Annotated in this window: 28 protein-coding genes; 18 read left to right on the top strand and 10 right to left on the bottom strand. The window is 60.9% G+C overall.

Annotated elements, in window-relative coordinates:
- The first annotated feature begins 43 nt into the window (after nucleotides 1-43).
- A complete protein-coding gene (locus AB5Y84_RS04830; RefSeq protein ID WP_103251800.1) occupies nucleotides 44-1081 on the top strand; it encodes a glycosyltransferase family 9 protein in 1038 nt (345 codons plus the stop codon).
- A gap of 50 nt (nucleotides 1082-1131) precedes the next feature.
- On the opposite strand, the gene AB5Y84_RS04825 is transcribed toward AB5Y84_RS04830, so the two are convergent.
- Complete coding sequence (locus tag AB5Y84_RS04825; RefSeq protein ID WP_368176481.1) at nucleotides 1132-1908, bottom strand: glycosyltransferase family 2 protein; 777 nt, start codon at nucleotides 1906-1908, stop codon at nucleotides 1132-1134.
- A 276-nt stretch (nucleotides 1909-2184) separates the two neighbouring features.
- On the opposite strand from AB5Y84_RS04825, the gene waaF reads away from it, so the two are divergent.
- From waaF to AB5Y84_RS04795, 6 genes are all read left to right on the top strand, one after another.
- Nucleotides 2185-3219, top strand: coding sequence for a lipopolysaccharide heptosyltransferase II (waaF, locus tag AB5Y84_RS04820; RefSeq protein ID WP_139460276.1), 1035 nt, complete (start codon nucleotides 2185-2187; stop codon nucleotides 3217-3219).
- A 1-nt stretch (nucleotide 3220) separates the two neighbouring features.
- The gene (waaA, locus tag AB5Y84_RS04815; protein WP_139460275.1) at nucleotides 3221-4486 is read left to right on the top strand and encodes a lipid IV(A) 3-deoxy-D-manno-octulosonic acid transferase; all 1266 of its coding nucleotides are present in this window, start codon (nucleotides 3221-3223) and stop codon (nucleotides 4484-4486) included.
- 93 nt (nucleotides 4487-4579) lie between these two features.
- Entirely contained in the window at nucleotides 4580-5560 is a 981-nt protein-coding gene (locus tag AB5Y84_RS04810) for an MDR family oxidoreductase (RefSeq protein ID WP_368176480.1), read from the top strand.
- Nucleotides 5561-5634: 74 nt separating this feature from the next.
- Nucleotides 5635-5760 carry a hypothetical protein gene (locus AB5Y84_RS04805; RefSeq protein WP_005339521.1) on the top strand — a complete coding sequence of 42 codons (126 nt, stop codon included), beginning with the start codon at nucleotides 5635-5637 and terminating at the stop codon, nucleotides 5758-5760.
- Nucleotides 5761-5897: 137 nt separating this feature from the next.
- Nucleotides 5898-6230, top strand: coding sequence for a DUF2799 domain-containing protein (locus AB5Y84_RS04800; RefSeq protein WP_368176479.1), 333 nt, complete (start codon nucleotides 5898-5900; stop codon nucleotides 6228-6230).
- The gene (locus AB5Y84_RS04795; RefSeq protein WP_368176478.1) at nucleotides 6227-6499 is read left to right on the top strand and encodes a hypothetical protein; all 273 of its coding nucleotides are present in this window, start codon (nucleotides 6227-6229) and stop codon (nucleotides 6497-6499) included. The genes AB5Y84_RS04800 and AB5Y84_RS04795 overlap by 4 nt, the downstream gene beginning before the upstream one ends.
- A gap of 101 nt (nucleotides 6500-6600) precedes the next feature.
- Here the strand turns inward: AB5Y84_RS04795 and AB5Y84_RS04790 are convergent, their stop codons facing one another.
- Nucleotides 6601-6765 carry a hypothetical protein gene (locus AB5Y84_RS04790; RefSeq protein ID WP_005339525.1) on the bottom strand — a complete coding sequence of 55 codons (165 nt, stop codon included), beginning with the start codon at nucleotides 6763-6765 and terminating at the stop codon, nucleotides 6601-6603.
- A gap of 112 nt (nucleotides 6766-6877) precedes the next feature.
- Entirely contained in the window at nucleotides 6878-7312 is a 435-nt protein-coding gene (locus AB5Y84_RS04785) for a flagellar basal body-associated protein FliL (RefSeq protein ID WP_040069400.1), read from the bottom strand.
- Nucleotides 7313-7457: 145 nt separating this feature from the next.
- Between AB5Y84_RS04785 and AB5Y84_RS04780 the strand changes: the two genes are divergently transcribed.
- Both AB5Y84_RS04780 and ubiA read left to right on the top strand, forming a co-directional pair.
- Nucleotides 7458-7994: a chorismate lyase gene (locus AB5Y84_RS04780; RefSeq protein WP_368176477.1), complete on the top strand. Its 537-nt coding sequence runs from the start codon at nucleotides 7458-7460 to the stop codon at nucleotides 7992-7994.
- Complete coding sequence (gene ubiA, locus AB5Y84_RS04775) at nucleotides 7991-8860, top strand: 4-hydroxybenzoate octaprenyltransferase (RefSeq protein ID WP_368176476.1); 870 nt, start codon at nucleotides 7991-7993, stop codon at nucleotides 8858-8860. The genes AB5Y84_RS04780 and ubiA overlap by 4 nt, the downstream gene beginning before the upstream one ends.
- 69 nt (nucleotides 8861-8929) lie before the next feature.
- On the opposite strand, the gene plsB is transcribed toward ubiA, so the two are convergent.
- On the bottom strand, nucleotides 8930-11353 hold the full coding sequence (gene plsB, locus AB5Y84_RS04770; RefSeq protein ID WP_368176475.1) for a glycerol-3-phosphate 1-O-acyltransferase PlsB: 2424 nt from the start codon (nucleotides 11351-11353) through the stop codon (nucleotides 8930-8932).
- 204 nt (nucleotides 11354-11557) lie between these two features.
- Between plsB and lexA the strand changes: the two genes are divergently transcribed.
- The 4 genes from lexA (at nucleotide 11558) to dinF (ending at nucleotide 15082) form a co-directional block, all read left to right on the top strand.
- Entirely contained in the window at nucleotides 11558-12181 is a 624-nt protein-coding gene (lexA, locus tag AB5Y84_RS04765) for a transcriptional repressor LexA (RefSeq protein WP_005339540.1), read from the top strand.
- Nucleotides 12182-12665: 484 nt separating this feature from the next.
- Nucleotides 12666-12881 (top strand): hypothetical protein, encoded by a 216-nt coding sequence (locus tag AB5Y84_RS04760; protein WP_019446524.1) that lies wholly within the window; start codon nucleotides 12666-12668, stop codon nucleotides 12879-12881.
- A 210-nt stretch (nucleotides 12882-13091) separates the two neighbouring features.
- Nucleotides 13092-13718 (top strand): SCO family protein, encoded by a 627-nt coding sequence (locus AB5Y84_RS04755; RefSeq protein ID WP_255912702.1) that lies wholly within the window; start codon nucleotides 13092-13094, stop codon nucleotides 13716-13718.
- Between the two features lie 2 nt (nucleotides 13719-13720).
- Complete coding sequence (gene dinF, locus AB5Y84_RS04750; RefSeq protein ID WP_368176474.1) at nucleotides 13721-15082, top strand: MATE family efflux transporter DinF; 1362 nt, start codon at nucleotides 13721-13723, stop codon at nucleotides 15080-15082.
- A gap of 13 nt (nucleotides 15083-15095) precedes the next feature.
- Here the strand turns inward: dinF and trmL are convergent, their stop codons facing one another.
- The 3 genes from trmL to AB5Y84_RS04735 form a co-directional block, all read right to left on the bottom strand.
- The gene (gene trmL / locus AB5Y84_RS04745; RefSeq protein ID WP_005339545.1) at nucleotides 15096-15560 is read right to left on the bottom strand and encodes a tRNA (uridine(34)/cytosine(34)/5-carboxymethylaminomethyluridine(34)-2'-O)-methyltransferase TrmL; all 465 of its coding nucleotides are present in this window, start codon (nucleotides 15558-15560) and stop codon (nucleotides 15096-15098) included.
- A gap of 74 nt (nucleotides 15561-15634) precedes the next feature.
- Nucleotides 15635-17005: an ATP-binding protein gene (locus AB5Y84_RS04740; protein WP_005357421.1), complete on the bottom strand. Its 1371-nt coding sequence runs from the start codon at nucleotides 17003-17005 to the stop codon at nucleotides 15635-15637.
- Entirely contained in the window at nucleotides 16987-17682 is a 696-nt protein-coding gene (locus AB5Y84_RS04735; RefSeq protein ID WP_040069396.1) for a response regulator, read from the bottom strand. Before AB5Y84_RS04735 ends, AB5Y84_RS04740 begins: the two co-directional genes overlap by 19 nt.
- Nucleotides 17683-17767: 85 nt before the next feature.
- On the opposite strand from AB5Y84_RS04735, the gene AB5Y84_RS04730 reads away from it, so the two are divergent.
- The 4 genes from AB5Y84_RS04730 to AB5Y84_RS04715 all read left to right on the top strand — a co-directional run bounded on the left by AB5Y84_RS04730 (nucleotide 17768) and on the right by AB5Y84_RS04715 (nucleotide 21224).
- Entirely contained in the window at nucleotides 17768-18679 is a 912-nt protein-coding gene (locus AB5Y84_RS04730) for a cation diffusion facilitator family transporter (protein WP_058057054.1), read from the top strand.
- Between the two features lie 8 nt (nucleotides 18680-18687).
- Complete coding sequence (gene cysE / locus AB5Y84_RS04725; RefSeq protein ID WP_005339552.1) at nucleotides 18688-19467, top strand: serine O-acetyltransferase; 780 nt, start codon at nucleotides 18688-18690, stop codon at nucleotides 19465-19467.
- Between the two features lie 20 nt (nucleotides 19468-19487).
- Nucleotides 19488-20768 (top strand): hypothetical protein, encoded by a 1281-nt coding sequence (locus AB5Y84_RS04720; protein WP_368176473.1) that lies wholly within the window; start codon nucleotides 19488-19490, stop codon nucleotides 20766-20768.
- A 246-nt stretch (nucleotides 20769-21014) separates the two neighbouring features.
- Nucleotides 21015-21224, top strand: a complete 210-nt coding sequence (locus tag AB5Y84_RS04715; RefSeq protein WP_005339554.1) for a cell division protein ZapB — start codon at nucleotides 21015-21017, stop codon at nucleotides 21222-21224.
- Nucleotides 21225-21296: 72 nt separating this feature from the next.
- Here the strand turns inward: AB5Y84_RS04715 and elbB are convergent, their stop codons facing one another.
- Complete coding sequence (elbB, locus tag AB5Y84_RS04710; RefSeq protein ID WP_005339556.1) at nucleotides 21297-21947, bottom strand: isoprenoid biosynthesis glyoxalase ElbB; 651 nt, start codon at nucleotides 21945-21947, stop codon at nucleotides 21297-21299.
- Between the two features lie 400 nt (nucleotides 21948-22347).
- Here elbB and polA point away from each other — a divergent pair, with 400 nt between their 5' ends.
- Complete coding sequence (gene polA / locus AB5Y84_RS04705) at nucleotides 22348-25113, top strand: DNA polymerase I (protein WP_368176472.1); 2766 nt, start codon at nucleotides 22348-22350, stop codon at nucleotides 25111-25113.
- An 88-nt stretch (nucleotides 25114-25201) separates the two neighbouring features.
- Here polA and AB5Y84_RS04700 read toward each other — a convergent pair whose 3' ends face one another.
- Both AB5Y84_RS04700 and AB5Y84_RS04695 read right to left on the bottom strand, forming a co-directional pair.
- Nucleotides 25202-25741 carry a gamma carbonic anhydrase family protein gene (locus AB5Y84_RS04700; protein WP_108541386.1) on the bottom strand — a complete coding sequence of 180 codons (540 nt, stop codon included), beginning with the start codon at nucleotides 25739-25741 and terminating at the stop codon, nucleotides 25202-25204.
- An 89-nt stretch (nucleotides 25742-25830) separates the two neighbouring features.
- Nucleotides 25831-26042 (bottom strand): hypothetical protein (locus AB5Y84_RS04695; protein WP_323925488.1); only part of this gene is annotated, 212 nt, incomplete at its 5' end.

Genomic DNA, 26042 nt, shown 5'->3' with positions numbered 1-26042 from the left:
TCAAGCCTCCTTGCATTGGTGACAGGGAGCAAAGGGATTTTTTATGAAACGTATTCTGGTCGTTCGCAATGACAAGATTGGTGACTTCATGCTGGCGTGGCCTAGCTTCGCCATGCTCAAAGGCTCCATGGAGTGTCATGTGACTGCCCTGGTTCCGGCCTACACGGCGCCGCTGGCCCGGCTCTGCCCCTGGATTGACGAGGTGATCATCGATCCGGGCGTGCGTGCCGACAAGGAGCAACAGCGAGCGCTGCTGGCCCGGATCAAGGCGGCGGCGTTCGACGCGTCCATCTGCCTCTTCTCCAACTCCCGCAACGCCATGCTGGTGTGGAAGGCGCACATCCCTTATCGGCTGGCCCCGGCGACCAAGCTGGCGCAGGTGCTCTACAACCAGCGACTGGTACAGCGCCGCTCCCGCTCCCAAAAGCCGGAGTCCGAGTACAACCTGGAGCTGATCCGCCGCTTCCTGACCGATCAGCAGGTGGCCGTGGTGGAGCCCAAGACCCCCTTCCTTAGTTTCGATGAGGCGAGCCTGCTACAGGTGCGCGAGCAGCTGGCACTCAAGCTCAAGCTCGATGCCAGCCGCCCCTGGCTGATGGTGCATGCCGGTAGCGGCGGTTCAGCCAACAACCTCTCCATCGAGCAGTATGCTCGCATCATCATCAAGCTCAATCAGGCCTGCCCCGAGCTGCAGTGCGTGCTGACCGCAGGCCCGGGCGAGGAGAAGATGGCCGAACAGCTGGCGGCCGAGCTGCTGGCCCACGGCGGCAACGGCTGGATCTACCGCTCCAGCGATGGTCTGCCGATGTTCTGTCAGGTGCTGGCCAACGCAGCCCTGTTTATCGCTGGCAGTACCGGCCCGCTCCATATCGCCGGTGCGCTCGATGTGCCGACTATCGGTTTCTTCCCGATGCGCCGCTCCGCTACTCCGCTGCGCTGGAAGCCCCTTAACAGCGAAGGGCGTCACCTTGCCTTCAGCCCGCCGGAGGATAGCGACCATCCTGAGGATATGAGCCAGCTCGATCCCAAGGCCATGGTGCCGGTGATGGCCCGCTGGGCGGCGCCTTTCTGGCGCAAATAACGTATGCAGCAATGCAAACAGGGCCCCGCGGGCCCTGTTTCGTATGACGGTTATTCCGGCTGCTGCGGTTGCTGGCGGACCCAGAGGTCGGCGTATTTAACGAAGGTAGAGTGGGCGGAGAGGATCGCCAGCAGCAGCCCCTGCTTGCCATCGAGGAAGCCCGCTTTGAGCAGGTACATCTTGAGGAAGCAGCCAACAGCATGGATCAGCCCCTGACTGAGGGAGCCCTTCTTGCCGCGGGCGGTGCGCTGATCGGCACAGGCACGGGCATAACCGGCGGATTTCACCAGATAGTGCTCCAGATCCCGATAGGTGAAGTGGAGCAGGTCGCCATGAATATTGACGATCTTCATGTTGGCCCGTACTTCTACCTTTTCGTGAACCAGCGCCTCGTTATAGCTGGTGAGCGCCTTGGGATAGAGGCGCAGCACCCGATCCGGATACCAGCCACTGTGGCGGATAAAGCGGCCAAACACCCAGGAGAGGCGCGGGATCGAGTAGATGGTATCGCTGGCCGGATTGGTCATCACGTTGGCTATGGCGGTTTTCAGCTCGGGGGTGAGCCGCTCGTCGGCATCCAGCCACAGCACCCAGTCGGATTGCACGTGGGACTGGGCCAGTCGGCGCTGTTTGCCAAAGCCGGGCCACTTGGCGTTGACGAAGAAGCGGGCCCCAAATTCGGCGGCAATGGCCGGGGTCTCGTCCTGGCTGCCGGAGTCCAGAATGACGATCTCGTCCACCAGTCCATCGAGGGAGGCGAGGCACTTGCGCAGGTTGTCGGCTTCATTCTTGACGATCAGAACGGCAGCCAGAGTCGGTTTTTTCACGAATGTGGGCTCACGGTTATTGCCCGGCTGGCGGGTCGAATGTGTATTGATGGGCCATTCTAACGGAAAAACGGGTCAAAGAGAGAGCCGCCATTGCCCGTTTCTATCAGCTGTTTGCCTGTCTCGTCTCGTCCGGTTGGAAGCGGGGCACCGCTGGAAAAATGGGGTGACGGCAGCGTCTGCCAAGGATCTTCTGTTATTTATCCAGTCATTCTTGGGGCATAATCTCGCCCAGTGATGATTAACAGCCGGGCCAGTCCCGAGAGAAGACGCGCGATGAAAATATTGGTGATCGGCCCCTCCTGGGTCGGCGATATGGTGATGTCCCAGAGCCTCTACAAGGCGATCAAGGCCAACCATCCCGAGAGCGAACTGCACGTGATGGCCCCTGCCTGGTGCTGCGCCCTGCTGGAGCGGATGCCGGAGGTGGACAAGGCGATCACCATGCCCCTTGGCCACGGTGACTTCAAGCTGGTGGCACGCCGCCGCCTCGGCAAGCAGCTGGCCGCCGAAAAATACGATCAGGCCATCGTCCAGCCTAACTCCATGAAGTCGGCGCTGATCCCCTGGTTTGCCCGCATTCCGGTCCGTACCGGCTGGAAGGGCGAGAGCCGCTACGGCCTGCTCAATGACCTGCGCAGCAACAAGTCCGCCTTCCCGCTGATGGTGGAGGGCTATCTGGCGCTCGCCTATCCCAAGGAGCAGATGAAGAGCCGGACCGATATTCCGACCATTCCGCATCCGGCGCTCCACGTCGATCTGATCAACCAGAGCAAGGCGCTGGAGCGGCTGGGGCTGGATCGCGCCCGCCCGGTGCTGGTGCTCTGCCCCGGTGCCGAGTTTGGCCCGGCCAAGCGCTGGCCTGAAGGGCACTATGCCGTGGTGGCCCAGCAGCATCTGGACGAGGGGTGGCAGGTGTGGATCTTCGGCTCCAACAAGGATGTGCCGGTGGCCAATACCATCCGGGATCGGGTCAATCTGCTGACTCGTCCCAACTGCCATGTGCTGGCGGGCAAGACCAGCCTGCACGAGGCGATCGATCTGATGGCGCTGGCCGGCCGGGTCATCTCCAACGACTCCGGCCTGATGCACATCGCCGCCGCCCTCAACCGGCCGCTGGTGGGCGTCTATGGCTCCACCTCGCCGCTCTACACCCCGCCGCTGGCGGATCGGGTCGAGATCGTTCACACCGACATCGAGTGCCGCCCCTGCTTCAAGCGCACCTGCAAGTTCGGTCATCTCAAGTGCCTGATCGACTTACCACCGGAGCAGGTGGTCGATGCCTGCAAGAAGCTGGAGCAGAGTCAGTAAGATGCCCTATCGTCTGCTCTACAACCTGCTGATCCACCTGGGATTGCCGCTGGCGCTGCTGGCCCTCTACAAGCCAAAGAAGGGCAAGCCAGGCTTTGGCGAGCGCTGGGCCGAGCATCTCGGGCGGTTGCCCGCCACCGGACAGGATGCACCGCTCTGGATCCATGCGGTGAGTGTGGGGGAGACGCTGGCCATCACGCCGCTCATTCGTGCCCTCAAGGCGGAGCGGCCCGATCTACCGATTCTGCTCACTACCACCACCCGCACCGGCGCCGATCAGGCTGCCAAGCTGGGGGATCTGGTGATCCATCGCTACGCGCCGCTCGACTACCCCTGGGCCATTGCGGCATTTCTCGACACCTTCAAGCCGCGCGCGCTCTGGGTGATGGAGACCGAGCTGTGGCCGAACTGGCTGGCCGCCTGCGAGACGCGCCATTTGCCGGTGACCATCATCAACGCCCGCCTCTCCGAGCGATCCTGCCAGCGTTATGCCCGCTTCCACGGCGCCTTCGACGCCCTGAGCCGGCCGCTGACCCATCTGCTCTGTCAGCATCAGGATGACGCCGACCGCTTTGCCCGCCTCGGCATCGGTCGTGAGCGGCTGGCGGTGACCGGCTCCATCAAGTTCGACATCCAGTTTGGTGACGAGGTGCAGACCAAAGGGCGAGTCCTGCGCCAGCAGCTGGGGACAGATCGGCCGGTCTGGATCGCCGCCAGCACCCATCAGGGTGAGGACGAGCAGGTGCTGGCCGCCTTTGATCTGCTGCTCAAACGCCATCCCGACGCGCTGCTCATTCTGGTGCCGCGCCACCCCGAGCGGTTCGACCGGGTGGCCGAGCTGTGCGCCCCTTATGGCTGTGTGCGGCGCACCAGTCATGCTGCGGTTGGAGCACATGATAAGGTCTATCTCGGCGATACCATGGGCGAGCTGCCGCTGATGCTGGCGGCGGCCGATGTGGCCTTTGTCGGCGGTAGTCTGGTGAAGATCGGCGGTCACAACCTGCTGGAGCCGGCAGCCCTCGGCAAGCCCTGCCTTACCGGCCCCGCCTATTTCAACTTCAGCGACATCACCCGCCAGCTGGTGGCTCAGGGGGGCGCCGCCATCGTGGCCGATGCCGCCGAGCTGGGCGAGCGGGTGAGCCAGCTGTTTGCCGACGGCAACGCCCGTCGCGAGATGGGGGAGCAGGCCCGCGCCGTGGTGCTGCGCAATCAGGGAGCGCTGGCGCGTACCCTCTCGCACTGCCTCACTGCGCTGGAGAACGACTGAACCCATGATGAGCACCGCGCTGGCTCTCGATTTTCAACTGCAAAAGCGTCAAAGCAGCTGATCCCCGTTTCACACGTCATCAAAGAGGCAACCATGTTCAAGGCTCTGTTACTGGAAAACCAAGACGGCAAGACTGTACCGACTCTGACCCGGCTGGCCGAGAGCCAGTTGCCGGAAGGTGAAGTGCGGGTAGCGGTCGCTTACAGCTCCATCAACTACAAGGACGGGCTGGTCATCACCGGCAAGGGCAAGATAGTGCGCCAGTGGCCGCTGGTGCCCGGTATCGACTTTGCCGGTACCGTGCTCGAGTCTGCCGACAGCCGCTATCAGCCCGGCGACAAGGTGGTGCTGACCGGTTGGGGCGTGGGCGAAGGCCACTGGGGTGGTATGGCCGAACAGGCGCGGGTCAAGGGGGACTGGCTGGTGCCATTGCCCGCCGGGCTGGATGAACGGCAGGCTATGTGCATCGGTACCGCCGGTCTCACCGCCATGCTCTGCGTGCTGGCACTGGAAGAGGCGGGTATTACTCCAGATAGCGGCGAGGTGCTGGTCACCGGTGCGGCAGGCGGCGTGGGGGCCACCTCGGTTGCCCTGCTGGCAGCCCTTGGCTATCAGGTGGCTGCGCTGACCGGTCGTCCGGAAGAGCAGGGCGCCATGCTCACTGCGTTGGGTGCCAGCCGCATCGTGCCGCGCAGCGAGCTGCTGGTGCCTGCCAAACCGCTGGAGAAGCAGCTGTGGGCCGGTGCCATCGATACCGTCGGCAGTCAGGTGCTGGCCAAGCTGCTGGCTCAGATGAACTATGGCGGCGCCGTGGCGGCCTGTGGGTTGGCGGGCGGCTTTGATCTGCCTACCAGTGTGATGCCCTTCATCCTGCGCAATGTGCGGCTGCAGGGGGTCGATTCGGTGATGTGCCCGTTTGAACGTCGTCAACTGGCGTGGCAGCGACTGGCACGGGATCTTCCTGCCAGCTTCTTTGAGCAGGCGGTTACCGAGATTGGGCTGGAGCAGGTAGTGGAGGCCGCCGAGGCCATTACGCAAGGCCAGATCGCCGGTCGCACTCTGGTCAAACTTTGAACTCTCTCTGACTGGCGAGCCCGACAATTCCGGATAAAATTGGAGTGCGGGTGAACTATCCAAGGAGAGTGAAGATGGGTGGACACAAGCCGGATTACGACTCCTCTGATGATGATTGGGAGCCGGATTCCTGGGAAGAAGAGCTGGATCAGTGGGAAGATGAAAGCTGGCAGGATGATGACACTTTCGATGACCAGTGAACCACGGCATTGAACGAACAGGCGGGCTTTGGGCCCGCCTGATTTTTTTGCCGCGCTCACATGGCTGAGTGTTCGTCCTTGGTCAGGGGCGGGGCGCTGGGTAGAATGAACTGCCCAAATGACGCTCAAGGATGACTATGCGACTCTCCATCATATTGTTGGCTGCCCTGCTGGGTGGCTGTGTCTCCAACGATGATCCCTGCGAGAAGGTGTGGAGTGAGGTGGGGGAGGCGGATGGCAAGCTGGGCTTCACCACCGAGCGGGTCGAGTTCCATCAGGGGCAGTGTGGCAATAAGGTGGATGCCGAACTGTGGAAGCAGGGACATCAGAAGGGATTGGCATGGTATTGCCGCCCCGAGCATCTCTATCTGGCTGGCCGCTCAGGCGAGGAGTATCGCGGCGTTTGCCCGAATGATACCCAGGCACGCAGATTGTTCGAACAGGGGCGTCAGGGGTGGACCGATCAATGATATTTGAGATTGGGGAGAATATCGCTATCTCTATCAGTGACGTGATCTCATTGGTTGCGGGATTCATCGCTGTTGTGGCGGTATGGTATGCGCGGAAATCAGCTAAAGAGGCAGAGCGAGCCAATAATATGGGACGCCTGAATGCTTTGTTGTCTTTTCGAGCTCACTATCTCGAACTGATGCAGAATCAAGCACAAATGGCCGAAGTAATCCGCCAAAGTCCCAGTGGGATGGAAGCTGTCTGGGCAAGACAGGTAGACCTAGACTAGAAATTACGTCAGGTGACCACCGAGCTTGAGCAGTACTACGCCAGACTTGTAAAGGATGAAATCTAGCAAGGTCCTCTTTGAACGGCGGTTAGAGTGGAAAATTACTCCTCTTTCAAACGCAGCGGCTGGCAGAGGTAACCCTTGTCATTGGCACTGCGGGCGCACTTGCTGCAGACAAACTTGGGTTTGCGGACTATCTTGCGCAACGCCTTGAGATCGGTGGGGATCTCGTGACGGCGCCATTCACACAGGGTTTTGCTGCCCATAACGACTACCTCTACGACTTGACGGCCGTATTGTAATCGATTTTCATTTCGAATAAACCGGCAAAGCTCGCTTATTGGTCGATATGCCAATAAGCGATTGTTTCGGGAGGGATTACTGGTAGAGGAACTTGGTGAAGATAAGCTCGCGCACCGCTTTCTTGCCGGTCTCTTTCACCAGCAGCTCGTTGACGGTTGTCTCGCACTCCTTGCGCAGCTCTTCTCGGTTGGTCAGGGACTTCACTTGATCGGCATTTTTGCTGCCAATCAGACGGATGATGGCATCGCGGATCAGCGGGTCATGCTGCTCCAGCAGCTTGAGATCGGCCTCGTTTTCCGCCATCAGCTCTACCGTGACCCGGATATAACCGAGGGTTTTGCTATCACTCAGGTAGTTGGTGATGATGTCGGGATCGAGCGCGTGGTAGGAGAAACCAGGCTTGGCAGCCCCCTCTGTGCCCTCGGCGGGCGGCTCATCTTCAGCCAGAGCTTGCTGCTGCAGGGCGCCACAGCTCAGTAACAACACCAGCAGAATTTTGAATATCTTCATATAGATGGCTCATCAGCAAGAGATAACCCATTTTTGATGTTGCCATCGGGGCCGTCAAGCACGGATGTTCTTACATTTCGCTATTGATTTACGGATAATAAACCGGATTTTAACCTGAACACGGAAATCTCTGGATGGTGAAGCTGTGAAGTCCGAGTTGACTGTTCCCCTCACGCCGTTAAGCGGGTGGCTGGCCCCCGAATGTTGCGAATTGCCCGCCAGCTTGCGCCCCTGGCTGCTGGAGCCCGGCTCCATGACCCGGCGTCTGCGTCAGCACAATCGCCACTTTTCGGTGGAGTGGCTGGGCAATCACCCGATCGCCCTTACTGCCGATGAGCAGTGGCTGGTGGATTCGGCCTCGCCGGCCGGTACCTGCCGCGAGGTGATCCTGCACGGGGATCGTGGGCCCGCCGTGCTGGGCTGGACCCTGTTTGCCGATGGTGCACTGCAAGGGAGCGGCATTGCCGAGCTTGGCGAGCAGCCGCTGGGTGAGCGGGTATTTGGCCATGAGCCTGCCCGCCGAGATCATCTGCAGCTGGCCCGTTTCGATATTGCCGTCAATCCCCGTTGCCCGGCCGCCACTGTCTGGGGGCGTCGTTCCCGTCTGTTTCTGGGGCAGTGGCCACTGCTGGTGCACGAGCTGTTTCTGCCCTCTCTCGTCTGTGACAAGGAGCTGGAGTGAATCTGTTAACCAAGGAGCGGGGACTTGCCTATATGCAGTTGGCCCGCGTCGACAAACCCATAGGTACTCTGCTGCTGCTGTGGCCAACCCTGTGGGCGCTCTGGCTGGCCGCTGGTGGCCTGCCCAATCTCTGGGTGCTGACCGTGTTTGTGGTCGGCGTCTTTCTGATGCGCTCGGCAGGGTGCGTGATCAACGACTATGCGGATCGCAACTTCGACGGCCATGTCAAACGCACCGCTGGTCGCCCCTTGCCCACGGGCAGAGTCAAGCCGTGGGAGGTGCTGGCGCTCTTCTTCGTGCTGGCGCTTATTTCGTTTGGTCTGGTGCTGACCATGAATCCGCTCACCATCGGTCTGTCGTTTGTCGCCCTGCTGCTGGCGGTGAGCTACCCCTTCATGAAGCGCTTTATCTCCAATCCCCAGCTGGTGCTCGGGATGGCCTTCTCCTGGTCGATCCCGATGGCCTATGCGGCGCAGGCGGATGCCCTGCCGCTGGTGGCCTGGCTGCTCTTCTTTGCCAACCTGCTCTGGACGGTGGCTTACGACACCCAGTACGCCATGGTGGATCGGGATGACGACCTCAAGATCGGCCTCAAATCCAGCGCCATCCTGTTTGGCCGTTACGACAAGCGGATCATCGGCGCACTGCAACTCTCGACACTGCTGCTGTTGCTGACGGTCGGGCAGCTGATGACGCTGGGGGGCTGGTATTACTGGGGATTGCTGGGGGCGGCGGTGCTGTTTGTCTATCAGCAGCGGCTCATTCGCGAGCGGCAGCGAGAAGCCTGCTTCCAGGCGTTTCTCAACAACAACTATGTGGGGGCGCTGGTGTTTGCCGGTCTGGTGCTCGACTACCTGCTGGCGTGACATGTTCCCGCGCAGACTCCGATAAAAATGAAGGCCGCATCATGCGGCCTTCTTTGTTTGCGTTGCAGATTAGAGCTGATTGCCTGCCTGAATGGTGCGGCGGATCTTGTTGCTCAGCAGCGGCACTATGTTGTCGGCCAGCGCCTGGAAGCGGCCGAGATCCGGCTTGCACTCTGGGGAGAGGTAGCCCTCCTTGCGCAGCGTGTGGATCAGGGTGCTGAACAGCTTCTGGTCGAAGAACTCGGGGGCGTTGATGCCGTGCAGGGTGCCGAGGCGCTCTGCCATCATCAGGCCATCCGCCTCCAGCTGCTCTGCCTCGATATGAGGCTGGGCTAGTACCCGGGTCAGCACGATGGCGTAGCGTTGCAGGGTCTCCTGAATGCTCTCAGCCAGCAGCAGCAGGCGCATCTGGTTGGCCGGATTGACCCAGTAGCCGTCATCGCGGGTCTCGATCAGCTGCTGGGTCTGCAGCGCGTCGAGCAGGCTGTCGACCAGCGTCGGCAGCTCCTCCTCTTCATAACGCAGGAACAGCTCGGTCTTGAGCAGCGGATAGATGTCGATGCAGCGGGCCATGATCTCGCTGCGGGAGATCCCCTCGCACCGTTCGATCAGTGCCGCCACCAGAGAGGGCATGGCGAACAGGTGGAGGATGTTGTTGCGGTAGTAGGTCAGCAGGATCGCCTGATAGCGGTCCAGACTGATGATCTGCCCCAGCTTGTCCTCGCTCACCTCGAACTTGTTGAGCTCCATCGCCTGATCCAGCAGGGTCTTGGCATCCTCATCCGGAATGGTGCTCTGCGGGCTGTAAGGCACCGCTTTGAGCAGATCCAGATAGGTGTTGAGCTGGGCCTGCAATTCGTCGCGGGTCAGGGCGTGGCGTTCGGCGGCCAGCAGCGCCAGCGCGCTCAGGGTCAGGCCGTTGACGGCGGCGGCGCCGTTGATGCGGGTCATCAGCAGCTCGGCCAGCTGGTTGACGGTGCCCGCCATCCACTCGGGGCGCTCCTCCTCGCCGATGTGCTCCTTCCAGGTCGGCACGTGTTCGTTGAGGTAGCTGTTGAGGGTCAGCGGCTCGCCGAAGTTGACGAAGCCGCGGCCGTAGTTGCGCAGCTTGCGCAGGATGCCGAGCACCTGCAGGAAGCTCTCCTTCTCCTTGCGGCTTCCCTTGAGCTCGTTGTGGTAGGTGTTCACCTCCATCACGTGCTCATAACCCAGGTAGACGGGGACGAAGGTGAGCGGCCGATCCAGTCCGCGCATCATGGCCTGCAGGGTCATCGCCAGCATGCCGGTCTTGGGTGGCAGCAGGCGACCGGTACGGGAACGACCGCCCTCGGTGAAGAACTCCACCGAGTAGCCTTTGGCAAACAGCAGGTTGAGGTATTCCCGGAATACCGTGCTGTAGAGCGGGTTGCCCTTGAAGGTGCGGCGGATGAAGAAGGCGCCGCCGTGGCGGAAGATCGGGCCCGCCGGCCAGAAGTTGAGGTTGATGCCGGCCGCGATGTGGGGCGGCACCATGCCCTGGTGATAGATGACGTAGGAGAGCAGCAGGTAGTCCATGTGGCTGCGATGGCAAGGCACATAGACGATCTCGTGACCCTCCTGGGCCAGCTGGCGCACCTTTTCGGCGCCGTTGACCGACAGGCCGCGATAGAGCTTGTTCCACAGCCAGCCGAGGAAGCTTTCGCCGAGCCGGATCAACCGGTAGGAGAAGTTGGAGGCGATCTCGTCCATGTAGCCATGAGCCCGTTTCTGGGCTTTATCGAGGCTGATCCCCTCGCGCTGGGCCTCCTCCTCGATGGCCTGCTGGATCACGCCAGAGTCGAGCAGCTGCTTGAACAGCAGGTTGCGGTTGGGCAGCTTGGGCCCGGTGGCGGCCAGCTGCTGGCGGCTGAAGTGGGTGCGGGCCACCCGCGCCAGCTTGTGGGCGATGGCCTCGTCGGTGCCGTGCTTGTCCGCCATGTAGCGCAGGGAGAGCGGCGGAGAGAAGCGCACCAGGTTCTCGCGTCCTTTCAGGATCACGATAAGCGCCTTCTTGAGGCGGTTCGGTGCCAGGCTGCTGATGATGTTCCAGCCGGAGGCCTCCTCGCCTTCCCGACCCGGGGCACGGCCCCAGAACAGGGTGACGGGCACCACCTGGATATCCAGTGCGGGATCCTGCTTGTGCAGATCCAGCAGCTGGTGGAACTCCTGCAGGAAGGGGAGCGGTTTGCTGCGTTTGCCAAACAGGGGAGGCGGACGATCCAGACAGACATAGCGCGGCAGCAGCTGGCCGTTGAGCTCCAGCGGCGTGAAGGGACCGGGCAGACCGAGATCCTCGCAGCACTGCTGCAGGGTCATCAGGTCGGTGATCGAACTGGTTTTCAGGGCATAGACGATGGGTCTGGCCGGATCCAGATTGAGTTCTGTGATGGGATTTTCCGGCAGGCTCTTGTGATTGACCAAGCCGCTGACCGGCCATTGCAAGATGGCTCTGGAAATCTTCTGTCCTAGGGACATGTGCGTCTGCTCTCCAAAAAAATGCGGCGTGAGCATAGCAAATCGACAGCCCCTTGTCGCCGAGAGGTACGATGAGTCGGCTGCGCAGGATCAAAACAGCAGTAAATGAGGGGTTGGTTGCGACAAATGTCAGCTGCGCCTTGCCTTGGCCACTGCACTGTATATACTGCCAGTGTGCTGTATAAAAAGACAGGTGCCAATTCTATGAAACCCCTTACCCCCCGCCAGGCCGAAGTGCTGGAGCTGATCAAGGTGAACATGAGCGAGACCGGTATGCCGCCGACTCGTGCCGAGATTGCCCAGAAGCTTGGTTTCAAGTCGGCCAATGCGGCCGAAGAACATCTGAAGGCCCTGGCCAAAAAAGGGGTCATCGAGATCATGCCGGGCACGTCCCGCGGCATTCGCCTGTTGCTCGAAGAGGAAGAGGTGCTGGAAGAGAGCGGCCTGCCGCTCATCGGCAAGGTCGCTGCCGGTGAACCCATCTTGGCTCAGGAGCATATCGAGAGCCACTATCAGGTTGATCCCGCCCTGTTCCACCCGCGCGCTGATTTTCTGCTGCGGGTGCAGGGGATGAGCATGAAGAACATCGGCATTCTGGATGGCGATCTGCTGGCGGTGCACAAAACCCAGGAGGTGCGCAACGGTCAGGTGGTGGTTGCCCGTCTCGATGAGGATGTCACCGTCAAGCGCTTCCAGCGCAAGGGCAGTCAGGTATGGCTGCTGCCGGAGAATGAAGAGCTCTCCCCCATCGAGGTGGATCTCTCCTGCCAGCAGCTCACCATCGAAGGGCTGGCTGTCGGGGTGATCCGCAACGCCGACTGGATGTAATCATCCCCGCCAACTGCGTTTGCCACACGGCCTCCTTCGGGAGGCCGTGCTGTTTCTGGCACACTTTCCCTGTCATATCAAACAGATCATCGGCGGCGGCATTTTTGTCCTGCGCGACCGGCTACCAATCATCCATTTCAGATATATGCTCAGATCAGTGCCCTGTCGCCGAGACAGGGCTTGGCACCTCCCTCTGACCATCACAGTGCGTCGGTACGGGAGGGCCGGTAACAACGAGAATAGGGCAGTACACCTTCACGGGATATGAAGGGGGAGTGGGGAGATCCCGAGCCTTGTCAGGCAAAGGGGACCACTCGTAATGGTTGCAGATAGTCGTGACGGGCCTGTTCCCAGTTCAGGCCGACGAAGCAACATGACCTGTCGGTCAAGGAGGACTGGTATGGCATCAAGATCGCCATGGGATTCAGAGGCTGGGGCTGCGCCAGCGGAATCGTCAATCACCCGTTTCGTCAAAGGTAGCCGGATGACCTGGTTTTACGGTCTCTGGCTGCACCATCGTGGTTCGCACTGGACGCTCTGGCTGGGATGTCCGAAAGAGAAGGTGGTGCGTCTGGTGCTGCTGTTCAAACGTGGTCATGGCGATCGCCAGGGGGAAGAGGGCTGGTTGGCCCCCGTGATTCCCATCGGCGTGCGGGCCATCGGCAAGATGTTGCAGCAGGGGCGTAACGCTCGCCCCTGAGCAGAAGAGACAAACAAATCCATCCATAACCGGCACCCGAGGGGGCCGGTTTTTTTATGGCCGCAATTGGCGATTAATTATGCCAAATGGTCGACTCCTGACAGGGCGTTGCACAAGGTTGAACCACCTTGGCGGCTCGCTGGGGTACAATGCCCCCCTCTTGTCCGGTCACTGCTGGCCATCTGCCTCGAACTGAAAGGGTCTCTTGTTATGATGAAGCTCCGCTATCCCCTGCTCTTTCTGCTGCTGACAGCCTGCCTGATCCTGGTGTTCTACGCCACGCAGCCAGAGCAGCCGGAACAGGCCGATTATTATCCGGCGGGGCGGGACATCAATGATTTCGCCTTTACCGATGCGGACAACCAGCCGTTCACCCCTGCCAGCCTGAAAGGGCACTGGACTTTCCTGTTTGTCGGTTACACCTTCTGCCCCGATATCTGCCCCACCACCCTGGCAGATATGCGCTCCGTCTATGACCAGCTGAAGAAGATGGCGCCCGACAGTCAGGTGGTGTTTATCTCGGCGGATCCCCAGCGTGACGACATTCCCCGTCTCAAGACCTATACCGCCTTCTTTAATCCCGAATTCAAGGCGGCCACCGCCCCCCACGACAAGCTGTTCCCGTTCGTGCGCAATCTGGGGCTGATCTACTCCATCGCCAATCAGGGGGAGAAGGATTACCTGATCGATCACTCCGCCTCCATCGTGCTCATCAATCCCAAGGGCAAGCTGCAGGCGGTATTCCGCCCGCAGGTGGCACCGGGTCAGGTACCACGGGTGCAGATGGCCACCATGCTCTCTGACTTCGCCCGCATCCTGAAGCTGACAGGCCACTGAGCGTGACCCCAGCTGTTGCCCCCTGGTGGCGAGATCCCTCTCGCCACCGCGCCGTCTTTGCGCTCGCTCTGCCCATGGTTTTTTCCAATATCACCACCCCCTTGCTGGGGCTGGTGGACACCTGGGTGATCGGTCATCTCGGTCAGGCCTGGTTTCTGGGGGGCGTCTCGGTCGGTGCGACCCTGATCAACCTCATCTTCTGGCTGCTCGGCTTTTTGCGGATGTCGACCACCGGGCTGACGGCGCAGGCGCACGGCGCCGCCGATGGTCGTACCCAGCTCGATACCCTGCTGCGGGCGCTGGGGCTGGCCATTGCTCTCGGTCTGGCGCTGCTGTTGTTGCTCTTCCCCCTGTTGCCACGACTGATCGCCCTGAGTGGCGGCTCGCCCGAGGTGCAGCTCTATGCGGGCCAATATGTGGCGGTGCGGATCTGGAGCGCCCCGGCGGCGCTCTGCAATCTGGTGATCATGGGCTGGCTGTTGGGGATGCAGGATGCCCGCAGCCCCATGGTGATGCTGATCCTCACCAATCTGGTCAATATGGCGCTCGATGCCCTGTTTGTGCTGGGGCTAGGCTGGCAGGTGCGGGGTGTGGCGGCGGCCTCGGTCATGGCGGACTACTGCGCGCTGGCACTCGGCATCTGGCTAGTACGCCGTCAACTGCGGCAACTGGCACCGACGGTGTGGCAGGATGGCTGGCAGCGCTGGCGGCAACTTGCGCCCATGGTGCGGTTGCTCGGCCTCAACCGCGATATCTTCCTGCGCTCCCTCTGTTTGCAGCTCTGCTTCGCCTTCATGACTCTGCAAGGGGCACGGCTGGGGGATGTGGCGGTGGCCGCCAATGCGGTGCTGCTCAACTTCCTGATGCTCATCTCCTACGGACTCGATGGTTTTGCCTATGCGGTGGAGGCCATGGTAGGACGAGCCATCGGTCAGCGGGATCGGCATAAACTGCGGGAGGCCATCGTGCTCAATCTGGGCTGGGCCGCCCTCATCGCCAGTGGTTTTACCCTGGTGTTTGCCCTCTTTGGTGCCCACCTTATCGGCTATATCACCGACATTCCGGCCGTGGTGGCGGAGGCACATCGTCAGCTTCCCTGGCTGATTGCCATGCCCTTGCTGGCGGTCTGGTGTTTCCTGCTGGATGGCGTATTTATCGGGGCGACCCGGGCGCGGGAGATGCGCAACTGCATGTTGTTGGCCGCGTTTGGCGGCTTCTTCCCGATCTGGTGGCTCTGTCAGTCGTGGGGCGTGGCCGCGTTATGGGCGGCGATGGCGGCGCTGATGGTGGGGCGCGGCCTGTCGCTGGGGGTCACTTGCTGGCGGCTGGAGCGCAGCGGGCATCTGCTCGATGCCCGCCACTGATCATCGGTGGCGCTTACATGGCGCCGTCGTAGCCGAGCTGGCGCCAGCTCTCGTAGACAAAGACAGACACCGCGTTGGAGAGGTTCATGCTGCGGCTCTGGGGCACCATCGGAATGCGCAGCCGCTGCTCGAACGGCAGACTCTCGATGATCTCGATGGGCAGGCCGCGACTCTCCGGGCCAAACAGCAGGGCGTCGCCAAGGGCATATTGTGCTGCCGAGTGCGCGGTGCGCCCCTTGGTGGTGCAGGCAAACACCCGCTTGGGCGCCACGGCGGCCAGAAAGGCCTCATAGCTCGGCCAGCGCTTCACCTCGGCAAACTCGTGATAGTCGAGTCCCGCCCGCTTTACCCGCTTGTCATCCCACTCAAATCCCAGCGGCTCGATCAGGTGGAGCCGGTAACCGGTATTGGCGCAGAGCCGGATGATATTGCCGGTGTTGGGCGGAATTTCCGGCTGGTAGAGGACGATATCGAGCATGACGAGCTCCTGCAAAGAGATGTAAAGCCAAGAAGGGGCGCCAGCATACCCAGCGCCCGTCCGGATGAAAAGGATCAGGCGATGGGCAAGCGGATGGTGATGGTCAGCCCGGTGGGATGATTGTTGCTGGCCGCAATGGTGCCGCCGTGGCGCTGGATCGCTTCCGAGGCGATGGCCAGCCCCAGCCCGGTGCCGCCAGTCTTGGCGTTGCGGGCATCATCGACCCGGAAGAAGGGCTGGAACAGCAGCGCCTGCTGCTCGTCGGGGACGCCGGGGCCGTCATCCCGAATGGTCATCACCCACTCCAGTCCCTCCCGATACCAGTCCACCTTGATGAACTCGCGGGCATATTTGAGGGCGTTGCGCAGGGGGTTCTCCACCGCCCGGGCCAGCAGCTCGGGCCACATCTGGATCGACTCGGCAGGAAGCGGCGGCAGTCTGAGCTGTTTGCCGCTCTGGTTTGCCTCGAACATGGCATCTTCTAGGATGGGCTCCAGCAGGTCGGCCAGCGGCTGCACGATGGGGGCCTCAACATGTTGCTGCACCCGCGACAGATCCAGCAGATCGCCGATCAGCTTGTCCAGCCGTCCGATCTCCGATTCGATCCGCGCCAGTTCGGCGCTGTCACCCTGCTTGCGGCGGATCAGCGCCTGCGCCAGTTGCATCCGGGTGAGGGGGCTGCGCAGCTCGTGGGAGATATCGGAAAGCAGCTGTTTCTGCTTCTGGATCATGCTCTTGAGCGTCTCTACCATGCGGCTGACGTTGTCCGCCAGCTGGCCGATCTCGTCGCCCCGTCCCAGGTTGGGTATCTGTACCTCCAGATTGCCGGCCGCCAGTTGGGAGACCGATTTCTGCAACTGCAGGATGGGCCGGGTCAGCCGCCAGGCGAGCAGCAGGCAGAGCGGGGTGCTGACCAGCATCGAGATGCCCAGAATGCGGATCGGGTGATCCAGCACCTGAATGAACAGGAACAGGTAGGGATTCTCGGCATTGAGGCCGAAATAGACGTGATAGCGATGGCCGTGGTGCTCCATCAGGAAGGGGCCGGCGATCGCCTTGCGATCCTCGTTGCCCAGCATGGGATTGGCCGGGTCATCGGCATCCACCATAAAGCGCACCACGAACTTGCGCGGATGGGTGGTGGACTGGATCTGCCCCTTCTCGTCGCGCAGGTAGACGTTGTCCACCGGCAGCATGGCGATCTTGTCCATCGCCTTGGCCAGATCGAAATCCTGATCCGGCTCGGCGGCGTTGAGCAGGGCCTGAACGTTGTTCTGCATCCGCGCCACTTCATGGGTCGGCAGCGGGATCTGGTTGCGGGGATCCAGGGTCGGCAGGCTGATCACGGCGGCCAGCATCACCAGCAGCATGAACCAGAACCAGAGGAAGATGTGGGTCGAGATCCCGTTGAGGGAGTTGATGCGCTCTATTCTTGCTCTAGCCACAGGTAACCGCGCCCCCGTACGGTTTTGAAGCGGGGCTGGCCATCGGTGCGGTCCGGCAGCTTCTTGCGCAGGTTGCTCAGGTGCATGTCGATGGCCCGATCGAAGGGTTCCAGCTTCTTGCCCAGCACCTGCTCGGAGAGGTGGCTCTTGCTGACGATCTGGCCGGGATTGCGCAGCAGGCACTCCAGCAGGCCAAACTCGGTGGCGGTCAGCTCCAGCAGTTGTTCGCCGCAGCGGGCCTGCTGCAGGCCGGGTTGCAGCACGATATCCATGAAGTGTACTTCGTCGGAGGAACTGCCGCGCTGGGGCGGGGCGCTCTGGGTACGGCGCAGGATGGCGCGTACCCGGGCCAGCAGCTCCCTGTCATCGAACGGCTTGGCCAGATAGTCGTCGGCGCCCGCTTCCAGACCGTTGACCCGATCCTGGCTGTCACCGCGGGCGGTCAGCATCAGCACCGGGGTATCGTGGGTCTTGCGCAGCTTGGTCAGCATGGCAAAGCCGTTGAGCTTGGGCATCATCACATCCAGCAACACCAGATCGAAGCTCTGCTCCGCCAGCCGTTGCAGCCCCTCTTCACCATCCTCGGCGACCGTGACCTGAAATCCCTCCAGGGTCAGAATTTCGGTGAGCAGTTGGGTCAATTCAAGATCGTCGTCGACCAGGAGTATTCTGTTCATCTGGTGTTATTCCGCAGATTTTCGCGCCAAACTGACGCCGGGGTCAGGGTATAATAAGTTTTTCATCGCCAGAGGAAAGCCGGTTTTGAGCCATCAACAATATTCCCGTTGGGTGACCTTTGCCAGCATAGCGGCGGTCACCACCGCTACCCTGCTGATCATCGGCAAACTGATCGCCTGGCTGATGACCGACTCGTCGACCCTGCTGGCATCGCTCACCGACTCCTTCATGGATGTGAGTGCCTCCATCATCAACCTGCTGGCCATTCGCTATGCGCTGGCCCCCGCCGATGACGAACACCGCTTCGGTCACGGCAAGGCGGAGTCGCTGGCGGGCCTCATCCAGTCAGCCTTTATCTCCGGCTCCGCCCTGCTGCTGGTGATGCACGGAATTTCATCCCTGCTCAATCAGGCGCCTATCCTGCGGCTGGAAGCGGGTCTCTGGGTCAGCGGCGGATCCATCGTGCTGACCCTGCTGCTGGTCAGCTTCCAGAGTTTCGTTATTCGCAAGACCAACAGTGTGGCCATCAAGGCCGACATGCTGCACTACCGTTCCGATCTGCTGCTCAATGCCGGTGTCTTGCTGGCGCTGGTGCTGGCGGGGCAGGGGTGGTACTGGGCCGACGGCCTGTTTGCCATCCTGATCGGGCTGTTCCTGCTGTGGGGGGCGGGACACATCGGCTACGAGGCGGTGCAGGCGCTGCTCGATCGTCAGTTGCCAGCGGAAGAACAAGCGAGAATAATGGCGCTCTGCTGTGCCGTAGAAGGTGTACACGGCGTACATGACCTGCGCACCCGTCAATCCGGGCCGACCCGATTCGTACAGTTGCATCTTGAACTGGATGATCAGATCCCCCTGGTCAAGGCCCATCAGATCGCCGATGAAGCCGAACTGGCGGTCCGCCAGGCATTCGAGCGGATGGATGTCATCATCCACATGGACCCCATCTCGGTGCTGACAAAAGAACAACAGAGCCCTCACCCAGAACAACAGTAGGCTGCAACATGGATGAACTGGTTGCCAAAACCTGGCACAAAATTCAGCAAGAAGCGGAGTGCATGGCGGCCCAGGAGCCGATGCTGGCCAGCTTCTTCCACTCCACCATTCTCAATCACAAGAACCTGCGTTCGGCCCTCAGCTTCCAGCTGGCCAACAAACTCGACAGCGCCACCATGCCCGCCATCGCCCTGCGCGAGGTGATCGAGCTGGCCCTGCGCAGCGAGCCCGAGCTGCTGACGGTAGTGGCGGCCGACATCTGCGCCGTGCAGGAGCGGGATCCGGCGGTCGATCTCTTTTCCACCCCGCTGCTCTATCTCAAGGGGTTCCATGCCCTGCAGGGGTATCGGGTCGCCAACTGGCTGTGGCGTCAGGGGCGCCGCTCGCTGGCCCTCTATCTGCAAAACCAGATCTCGGTGGTGTTCGGGGTGGATGTGCACCCGGCCGCCCGCATCGGCAAAGGGATCATGTTCGACCACGCCACCGGCATAGTGGTGGGCGAGACGGCGGTGATTGAGGATGATGTCTCCATCCTGCAGAGCGTGACCCTCGGCGGTACCGGCAAGGAGAGTGGCGATCGCCATCCCAAGATCCGCGAAGGGGTGATGATAGGGGCGGGCGCCAAGGTGCTCGGCAATATCGAAGTGGGCGTGGGCGCCAAAATTGGCGCGGGCAGCGTGGTGATCAACCCGGTGCCGCCTCATACCACGGTCGCTGGCGTACCTGCCAAGATCGTCGGCCGTCCGGAGTGCGACAAGCCTTCACTGGATATGGATCAGTGTCTCTGATCTCCCGGCCGGAGTAGTCGATGGCCAAACGCTGGTCGGGTTATCTGATTTTGGGGATGTGGTTGCTCAACCTGCTGCATCTCTATCTGGGGCTCTCCCCCTGGCCAGCGGCCATTGCGGCCTGGGGGGCATCACTGCTCACCTGGCCCTGGCTGGTGGGGGCCGCCAAGCGGCAGGCGCTGGCCCTGTATGGCGCGGCGCTGTTGCTGCTCTTCTTCTCCTGGTGGCAGGGAGCGACCCTCACCGCCGGTGACTGGCTGCTGCCCAACATCAATATGCTCACCATGTTTGCCGCGGTGAGCACCCTCAATCTCGCCACCTCGGGTCTCTTGACCGGCACAAGCTCATGGACCGGGCGAAAGGGGCTGTGGAGCACCATGGCCAGCCTCAATCTGCTGGGGGCTGTCATCAACCTCTCGGTGCTGTTTATCATCGGCGATCGGCTGGAGCGCAATGGCACCCTGGAGCGGCGTCAGGTGATGGTACTGAGCCGGATCTTCTGTGCCGCCGCCTTCTGGTCACCCTTCTTTGTCGCCATGGCGGTGGCGCTCACCTATGCGCCGGGTTTGCAGCTCTCCCATATTTTGCCGTTCGGGATCCTTGCCGCCTTGTTGGCGATGGGGCTGACCGCCTGGCAGGTGGAGCGGATCGGGGTAGCCGACTTTGCCGGTTATCCGCTGCGGTTGCAGACCCTGGGGTTGCCGGTCACGCTGGCGCTGCTGGTACTGCTCATCAAGCAGATCTGGCCCCAGCTCGGCATTCTGGCGGTGATCGCACTGGTGGCCCCGCTGCTGGCGCTGCTTTTTATGCCGAGGGCCGGGCGCAAGGCGGCCCTCAAGCGGCAGGTGGTGGAGCGCTTTCCCGCCATCGGCGGTCAGCTGGTGTTGTTTCTGGGGGCCGGTTTGCTGGCGGCAGGCATCAACAGTGCGTTGTCGGTCATCGATCTCGGTGCCGGTCACGGCCTGCCGCTGTTCAATCACTTTTGCTGGCTCGAAGCATCCCTCACTCTGCTGCTGATCCTGCTGGTAGCCATCGTCGGGGTGCATCCGCTCATCAGTATCTCCGGGCTGGCGCCGCTGCTCTGGCCGCTGGCGCCGGATCCCAGCCTGCTCGGCATGTGTTTCCTGTTGGGGTGGGGGCTTGCCACCGGCACCAGCCCGCTCTCCGGCTCCAATCTGGCGCTGGCCTCCCGCTACAACCTCAGTGCCGGGCTGATCCTGCGCTGGAACCTGCTCTACGGCCTGCTGATGTATGTCGTCGCCTGTCTGTTGCTGGGGGCTTATATCGCCTTGCATGGATAACGGCGGCGCCGTCAGGAGGGGGCAAATGATGCGCGGGTGGCGAGGCCTTTTACGCACGGTTCAGTGTGTTGTCGCGGCTCGGGCGCAGGATGCGAGAAAAATAGACGCATATTTAGACAATACATCTATGGAAGGCGCATTTTACAGCGCACTGGCTTGTTTGTGCCGATGCGCTCGGGGTATGCTGGCTTCACGCGCTTGAATCGCCCTCTGTGGGGCATCGCAATTGAACAAACAGGTATGCATATGTCACTAGAAGTCCTTGAGCAACTCGAATCCAAAGTACAATCCGCCGTCGACAACATCTCCCTGCTGAAGATGGAGCTGGACGAGCTGAAAGAGCAGAACAGCAAGCTGCAAGACGAGAACCATCAGCTGCGCAACGAGCACACTGCATGGCAGGAACGTCTGCGTGCCCTGTTGGGCAAGATGGATCAGATGGGCGAAACCATCTAATTCATCGCCTTCAGGCAGAATTGAAAACGGGCCGCTCTATGAGCGGCCCGTCTGTTTTTGGCTGGGTGAGGATTATAGCGCCAGCAGTTGCTTGACCGTCTTCTCGATGCCGTCTGCCGCTTCGACTATGTTGTTGGCCAGCATGTAGGCGGGGGTGGAGATCACCTTGCGCTCCTGATCCACCACGAATTCGTTGACCGGGCAGTTGAGATGGCTGCCACCCATCGCCTCGATGGCGTTGGCGGTGCCTTCGTCATGGCCGATGGTCGCCAGCGTCCCGGCGCCATAGATCAGCGGGATCATGGCGGGCGCGATGCAGATATAGGCGGCCGGTTTGTTGGCTTTGGCAAAGCTCTGGCACGCTTTCAGCACATCGGGCTGGATCTGGCATTCGGCTCCTTTGATAGCGAAGTCGCACAGGTTTTTGGCCGCGCCAAAGCCGCCGGGCACCAGCAGCGCGTCGTAATCGGCCGCATCCAGCTCGGCCACATCCTTTATCTGGCCACGACAGATGCGGGCCGCTTCGACCAGCACATTACGGCTCTCCCCCTCGCTCACTTCACCGGTCAGGTGGTTGATGACATGGAGCTGCGCCACGTTCGGGGCGAAGCACTGGACGGCGGCTCCCTGACGGGCCAACGCCAGCAGGCTGATGACGGCCTCATGGATTTCGGCTCCGTCAAAGACACCGCAGCCACTCAAAATCACGGCCACTTTTTTCATGGCAAACTCCTCGTTGTTGAAAATGTGAGCCAGGATGGATTGTTGTACTTTTGTATGGTTATCGCTCGCCCTCCGCTGGTCAAGTCATCTTGCTGTGCTAGGATTGTTTCGTTTTGGATCCTGCCGTACCTACTCCCTTAAATCTTTTTCCACATTGATCGAGATCATTCTAACTGTCTCGCGATCGGTTTTTACGATCTCAATACATTGTTTTTAATGAGTTTTTATATTCTTATGCACAGTTTTATCACTGTGCACTCTGATGCGTCCTATTTTTGAACACAGAGTTATCCACAGATTGAGTCCCTTAATCAGGCGCTGTGTGCCGTTGCTGCGCCCCTTGGTGTGAGGGGGGCCCTGTGGCATCCTAGCGGCTGTTTATCTCTGGCAGGACGATTTCATGGCCCCTAGCAACCCCCTTATTCTGGTCGACGGCTCCTCGTATCTTTACCGCGCCTTCTTCGCCTCCCAGCAGGCTGATCTGCGCACATCGACCGGTTTGCCGAGCGGCGCCGTCCGTGTCATGGCCAACATGATGCGCAGCCTGCGCAAGCAATATCCTGACTGTCATGTGGCCGTGGTGTTTGATGCCAAGGGCAAGACCTTCCGCGACGACATCTATCCCGAGTACAAGGCGACCCGCGCCAGCATGCCGGACGATCTGCGCAGCCAGGTTGCCCCGATCCACCAGATGATCAAGGCGATGGGTTTCCCCTTCCTGATGGTGGAGGGGGTGGAGGCCGACGACGTGATCGGCACCCTGGCCCGCCAGGCGACCGAGAAGCAGCTGCCGGTCCTGATCAGCACCGGTGACAAGGATATGGCACAGCTGGTCTCCGACCATGTCACCCTGATCGACACCATGAAAGATGTGAAGACCGATCGGGAAGGGGTGATCGAGAAGTTCGGCGTGCCGCCCGAGCTCATCATCGACTACCTGGCCCTGATGGGTGACAAGGTCGACAACATTCCCGGCATGACCGGTGTCGGCGAGAAGACCGCACTGGCTCTGCTGCAGGGGATTGGCAGCATCGACGAGATTGCCGCCAACCTTGACAAGGTCGCCGCCCTCGGCTTCCGTGGCTCCAAGGCGTTCGCCGACAAGTTCCGCGAGCAGGAGGAGCAGGTTCGCCTCTCCTATCGACTGGCGACCATCAAGACCGATGTCGAGCTGGAACAGAGTCTGGAAGAGCTGTTGCTCAAGCCGGTCGACAAGGAGTCCCTGCTGGCGGTCTATCGCGAATACGAGCTGCGCAACCTGATCAAGGAGCTGGAATCCGGTGGTGAAGAGGGGAGCGAGAGCGCCGGACAAGACGAGGCTGGCGATGAGAGCGCCGCTCCGGTTGCCGCCATCGAAACCGACTACCGCTGCATTCTGGACGAAGCCGAGTTTGACGGTTGGCTGGAACAGCTGAAAGCGGCACCGTTGTTTGCCTTCGATACCGAAACCACCAGTCTCGACTATATGGAGGCGCGGATCGTCGGCGTCTCCTTCGCGGTTGAGCCGGGCAAGGCTGCTTATGTGCCGTTTGGCCACGACTATCTCGGGGCACCGGTACAGCTGAGCGAGGCTGTGGTGCTCGGCAAGCTCAAACCGCTGCTGGAAGATCCGACCCGCCTCAAGGTGGGGCAGAATCTCAAGTACGATCGCAACGTGCTGCTCAACCACGACATCGACCTGCAGGGTATTGCCTACGACACCATGCTCGAGTCCTACGTGCTCAACTCCACCTCCAGTCGTCACGATATGGATTCGCTGGCCAAGCGTTACCTCGGGGTCGAGACCACCTCCTTTGAAGATATTGCGGGCAAAGGGGTGAAACAGCTCACCTTCAACCAGATCGAGCTGGAGCAGGCGGCCCCCTATGCGGCGGAAGATGCCGATATCACCCTGCGTCTGCACCAGACCCTGTGGGGTCAGCTGGAGGCCGTGCCGGGTCTCGCCAAGGTATTCAGCGAGATCGAACTGCCCCTGCTGCCGGTACTGGCGCGGATGGAGTTGCTCGGCACCACCATCGATCCCAAGCTGCTGCACCAGCAGAGCCAGGAGATCGAGCTGCGGTTGGCGGAGCTGGAGAAGCAGGCCCATGAGCTGGCCGGACAGGAGTTCAACCTCTCCTCGCCCAAGCAGCTGGGGGAGATCCTCTTCACCAAGCTGGGCCTGCCGATCATCAAAAAGACGCCGAAGGGGGCACCGTCCACTGCGGAAGAGGTGCTGGCCGAGCTGGCGGAGACCTACGAGCTGCCGCAACTGCTGATGGAGCATCGCGGCCTGGCCAAGCTCAAGTCCACCTACACCGACAAGTTGCCGCTGATGATCAAGCCCCGGACCGGGCGGGTACACACCTCCTATCATCAGGCGGTGGCGGCTACGGGCCGTTTGTCATCATCTGATCCCAACCTGCAGAACATCCCGGTGCGCAACGAGCAGGGGCGCCGCATTCGGCAGGCCTTCATCCCGAGTGCCGGTTACAAGCTGGTGGCGGCGGACTACTCCCAGATCGAGCTGCGCATCATGGCGCACCTTTCCGGTGACAAGGGGCTGCTGACCGCCTTTGCCGAGGGCAAGGACATCCACAAGGCGACTGCCGCCGAGGTGTTCGGCGTGGCGCTCGATGCGGTCACCACCGACATGCGCCGCAGCGCCAAGGCGATCAACTTCGGCCTTATCTACGGCATGAGCGCCTTCGGTCTGGCCAAGCAGTTGGGGATCGGTCGTGCCGAAGCGCAGAAGTACATGGATCTCTACTTCGAGCGCTACCCGGGCGTGCTGGAGTATATGGAGCGTACCCGTCAGCAGGCGGAAGCCCAGGGATATGTCGAGACCCTGTTTGGTCGTCGCCTTTATCTGCCGGATATCAAGTCCCGCAACGCCGGTCTGCGCAAGGCAGCCGAGCGGGCCGCCATCAACGCGCCTATGCAGGGCACGGCCGCCGATATCATCAAGCGCGCCATGATCAACGTGGATAGCTGGATCCGCGGTATCGAGGATGAGTCGATCCGCATGCTGATGCAGGTACACGATGAACTGGTGTTCGAGATCCGCGAAGAGAAGCTGGAGGAGTACACCGCCATCATCAAGGAGAAGATGTCGGCCGCTGCCGAGCTGGATGTGCCGCTGGTGGTGGAGGCGGGCACCGGCGACAACTGGGATCAGGCTCACTGATTTCCGGTCAGCCGTTTTGCACGGTTATATAGCTATATAAGAAGCGAAGCCCGGCATAATGCCGGGCTTCCTGTTTCTGCCAGACCTATCAGGTCTCTTGCAGATACTCATCCTTGAGCAGGACATAGTTGTCGGCCGAGGTCTTGAGGAAGGCGATCTCGGCGGGCTTGAGCGGGCGAGCCTGTTTGACGGGATTCCCTATATATAGAAAGCCCGACTCGAGTCGCTTGCCCGGTGGCACCAGCGAACCTGCGCCGATCATCACATCATCTTCAACCACGACGCCATCAAGCAGAATGGCACCCATGCCGACCAGCACCCGGTTGCCGATGGTGCAGCCGTGAAGCATCGCCTTGTGACCCACAGTGACATCTTCACCGATCAGCAGCGGATAGCCGGTCGGGTTGCTGGCGCTCTTGCGAGTCAGGTGCAGCACAGTGCCGTCCTGAATATTGCTGCGGGCGCCGATGCGGATATGGTTAACATCCCCCCGCGCCGCCACCATGGGCCAGATGCTGGCATCATCGGCCAGTTCGATATCGCCCACCAGTGTTGCGCAGGGGTCTACATACACCCGTTTGCCCAGTTGCGGGCGTTTTCCTTTGTAGGGTCTCAGTCGCAAGTCCATCTTGGCCTCCTTGTTTTCGGCCATTCTAGCAACCAGAAGGGTGTTTCTGTGGATAAGTTTGTATAAAAGCTGTGGTTGGATATGAATAACTAAAAAAGTGCTGTTTTTTGCAATTTTATTGCAGATAAGGGGTTGCCAGAAAGAATCTGTTCCCTATAATGCGCCTCCATCGACAGGGCAAGCGGCAACGCAGAAAGCCAAGTCGGTAACCTCGAAAAGCCTTTGAAAATAAGGCTTGACTCGAGAAGGCGGTTGAGTAGAATTCCACTCCCGCAGCAACACACTGTTGCGTCGCTCTTTA

Source organism: Aeromonas sp. s11 (assembly GCF_040907945.1).
GTDB classification, from domain to species: Bacteria; Pseudomonadota; Gammaproteobacteria; order Enterobacterales; family Aeromonadaceae; genus Aeromonas; species Aeromonas veronii.
The sequence above is the reverse complement of the archived record's forward strand: the minus strand, read 5'-3'. Positions and strand labels throughout refer to the sequence as shown.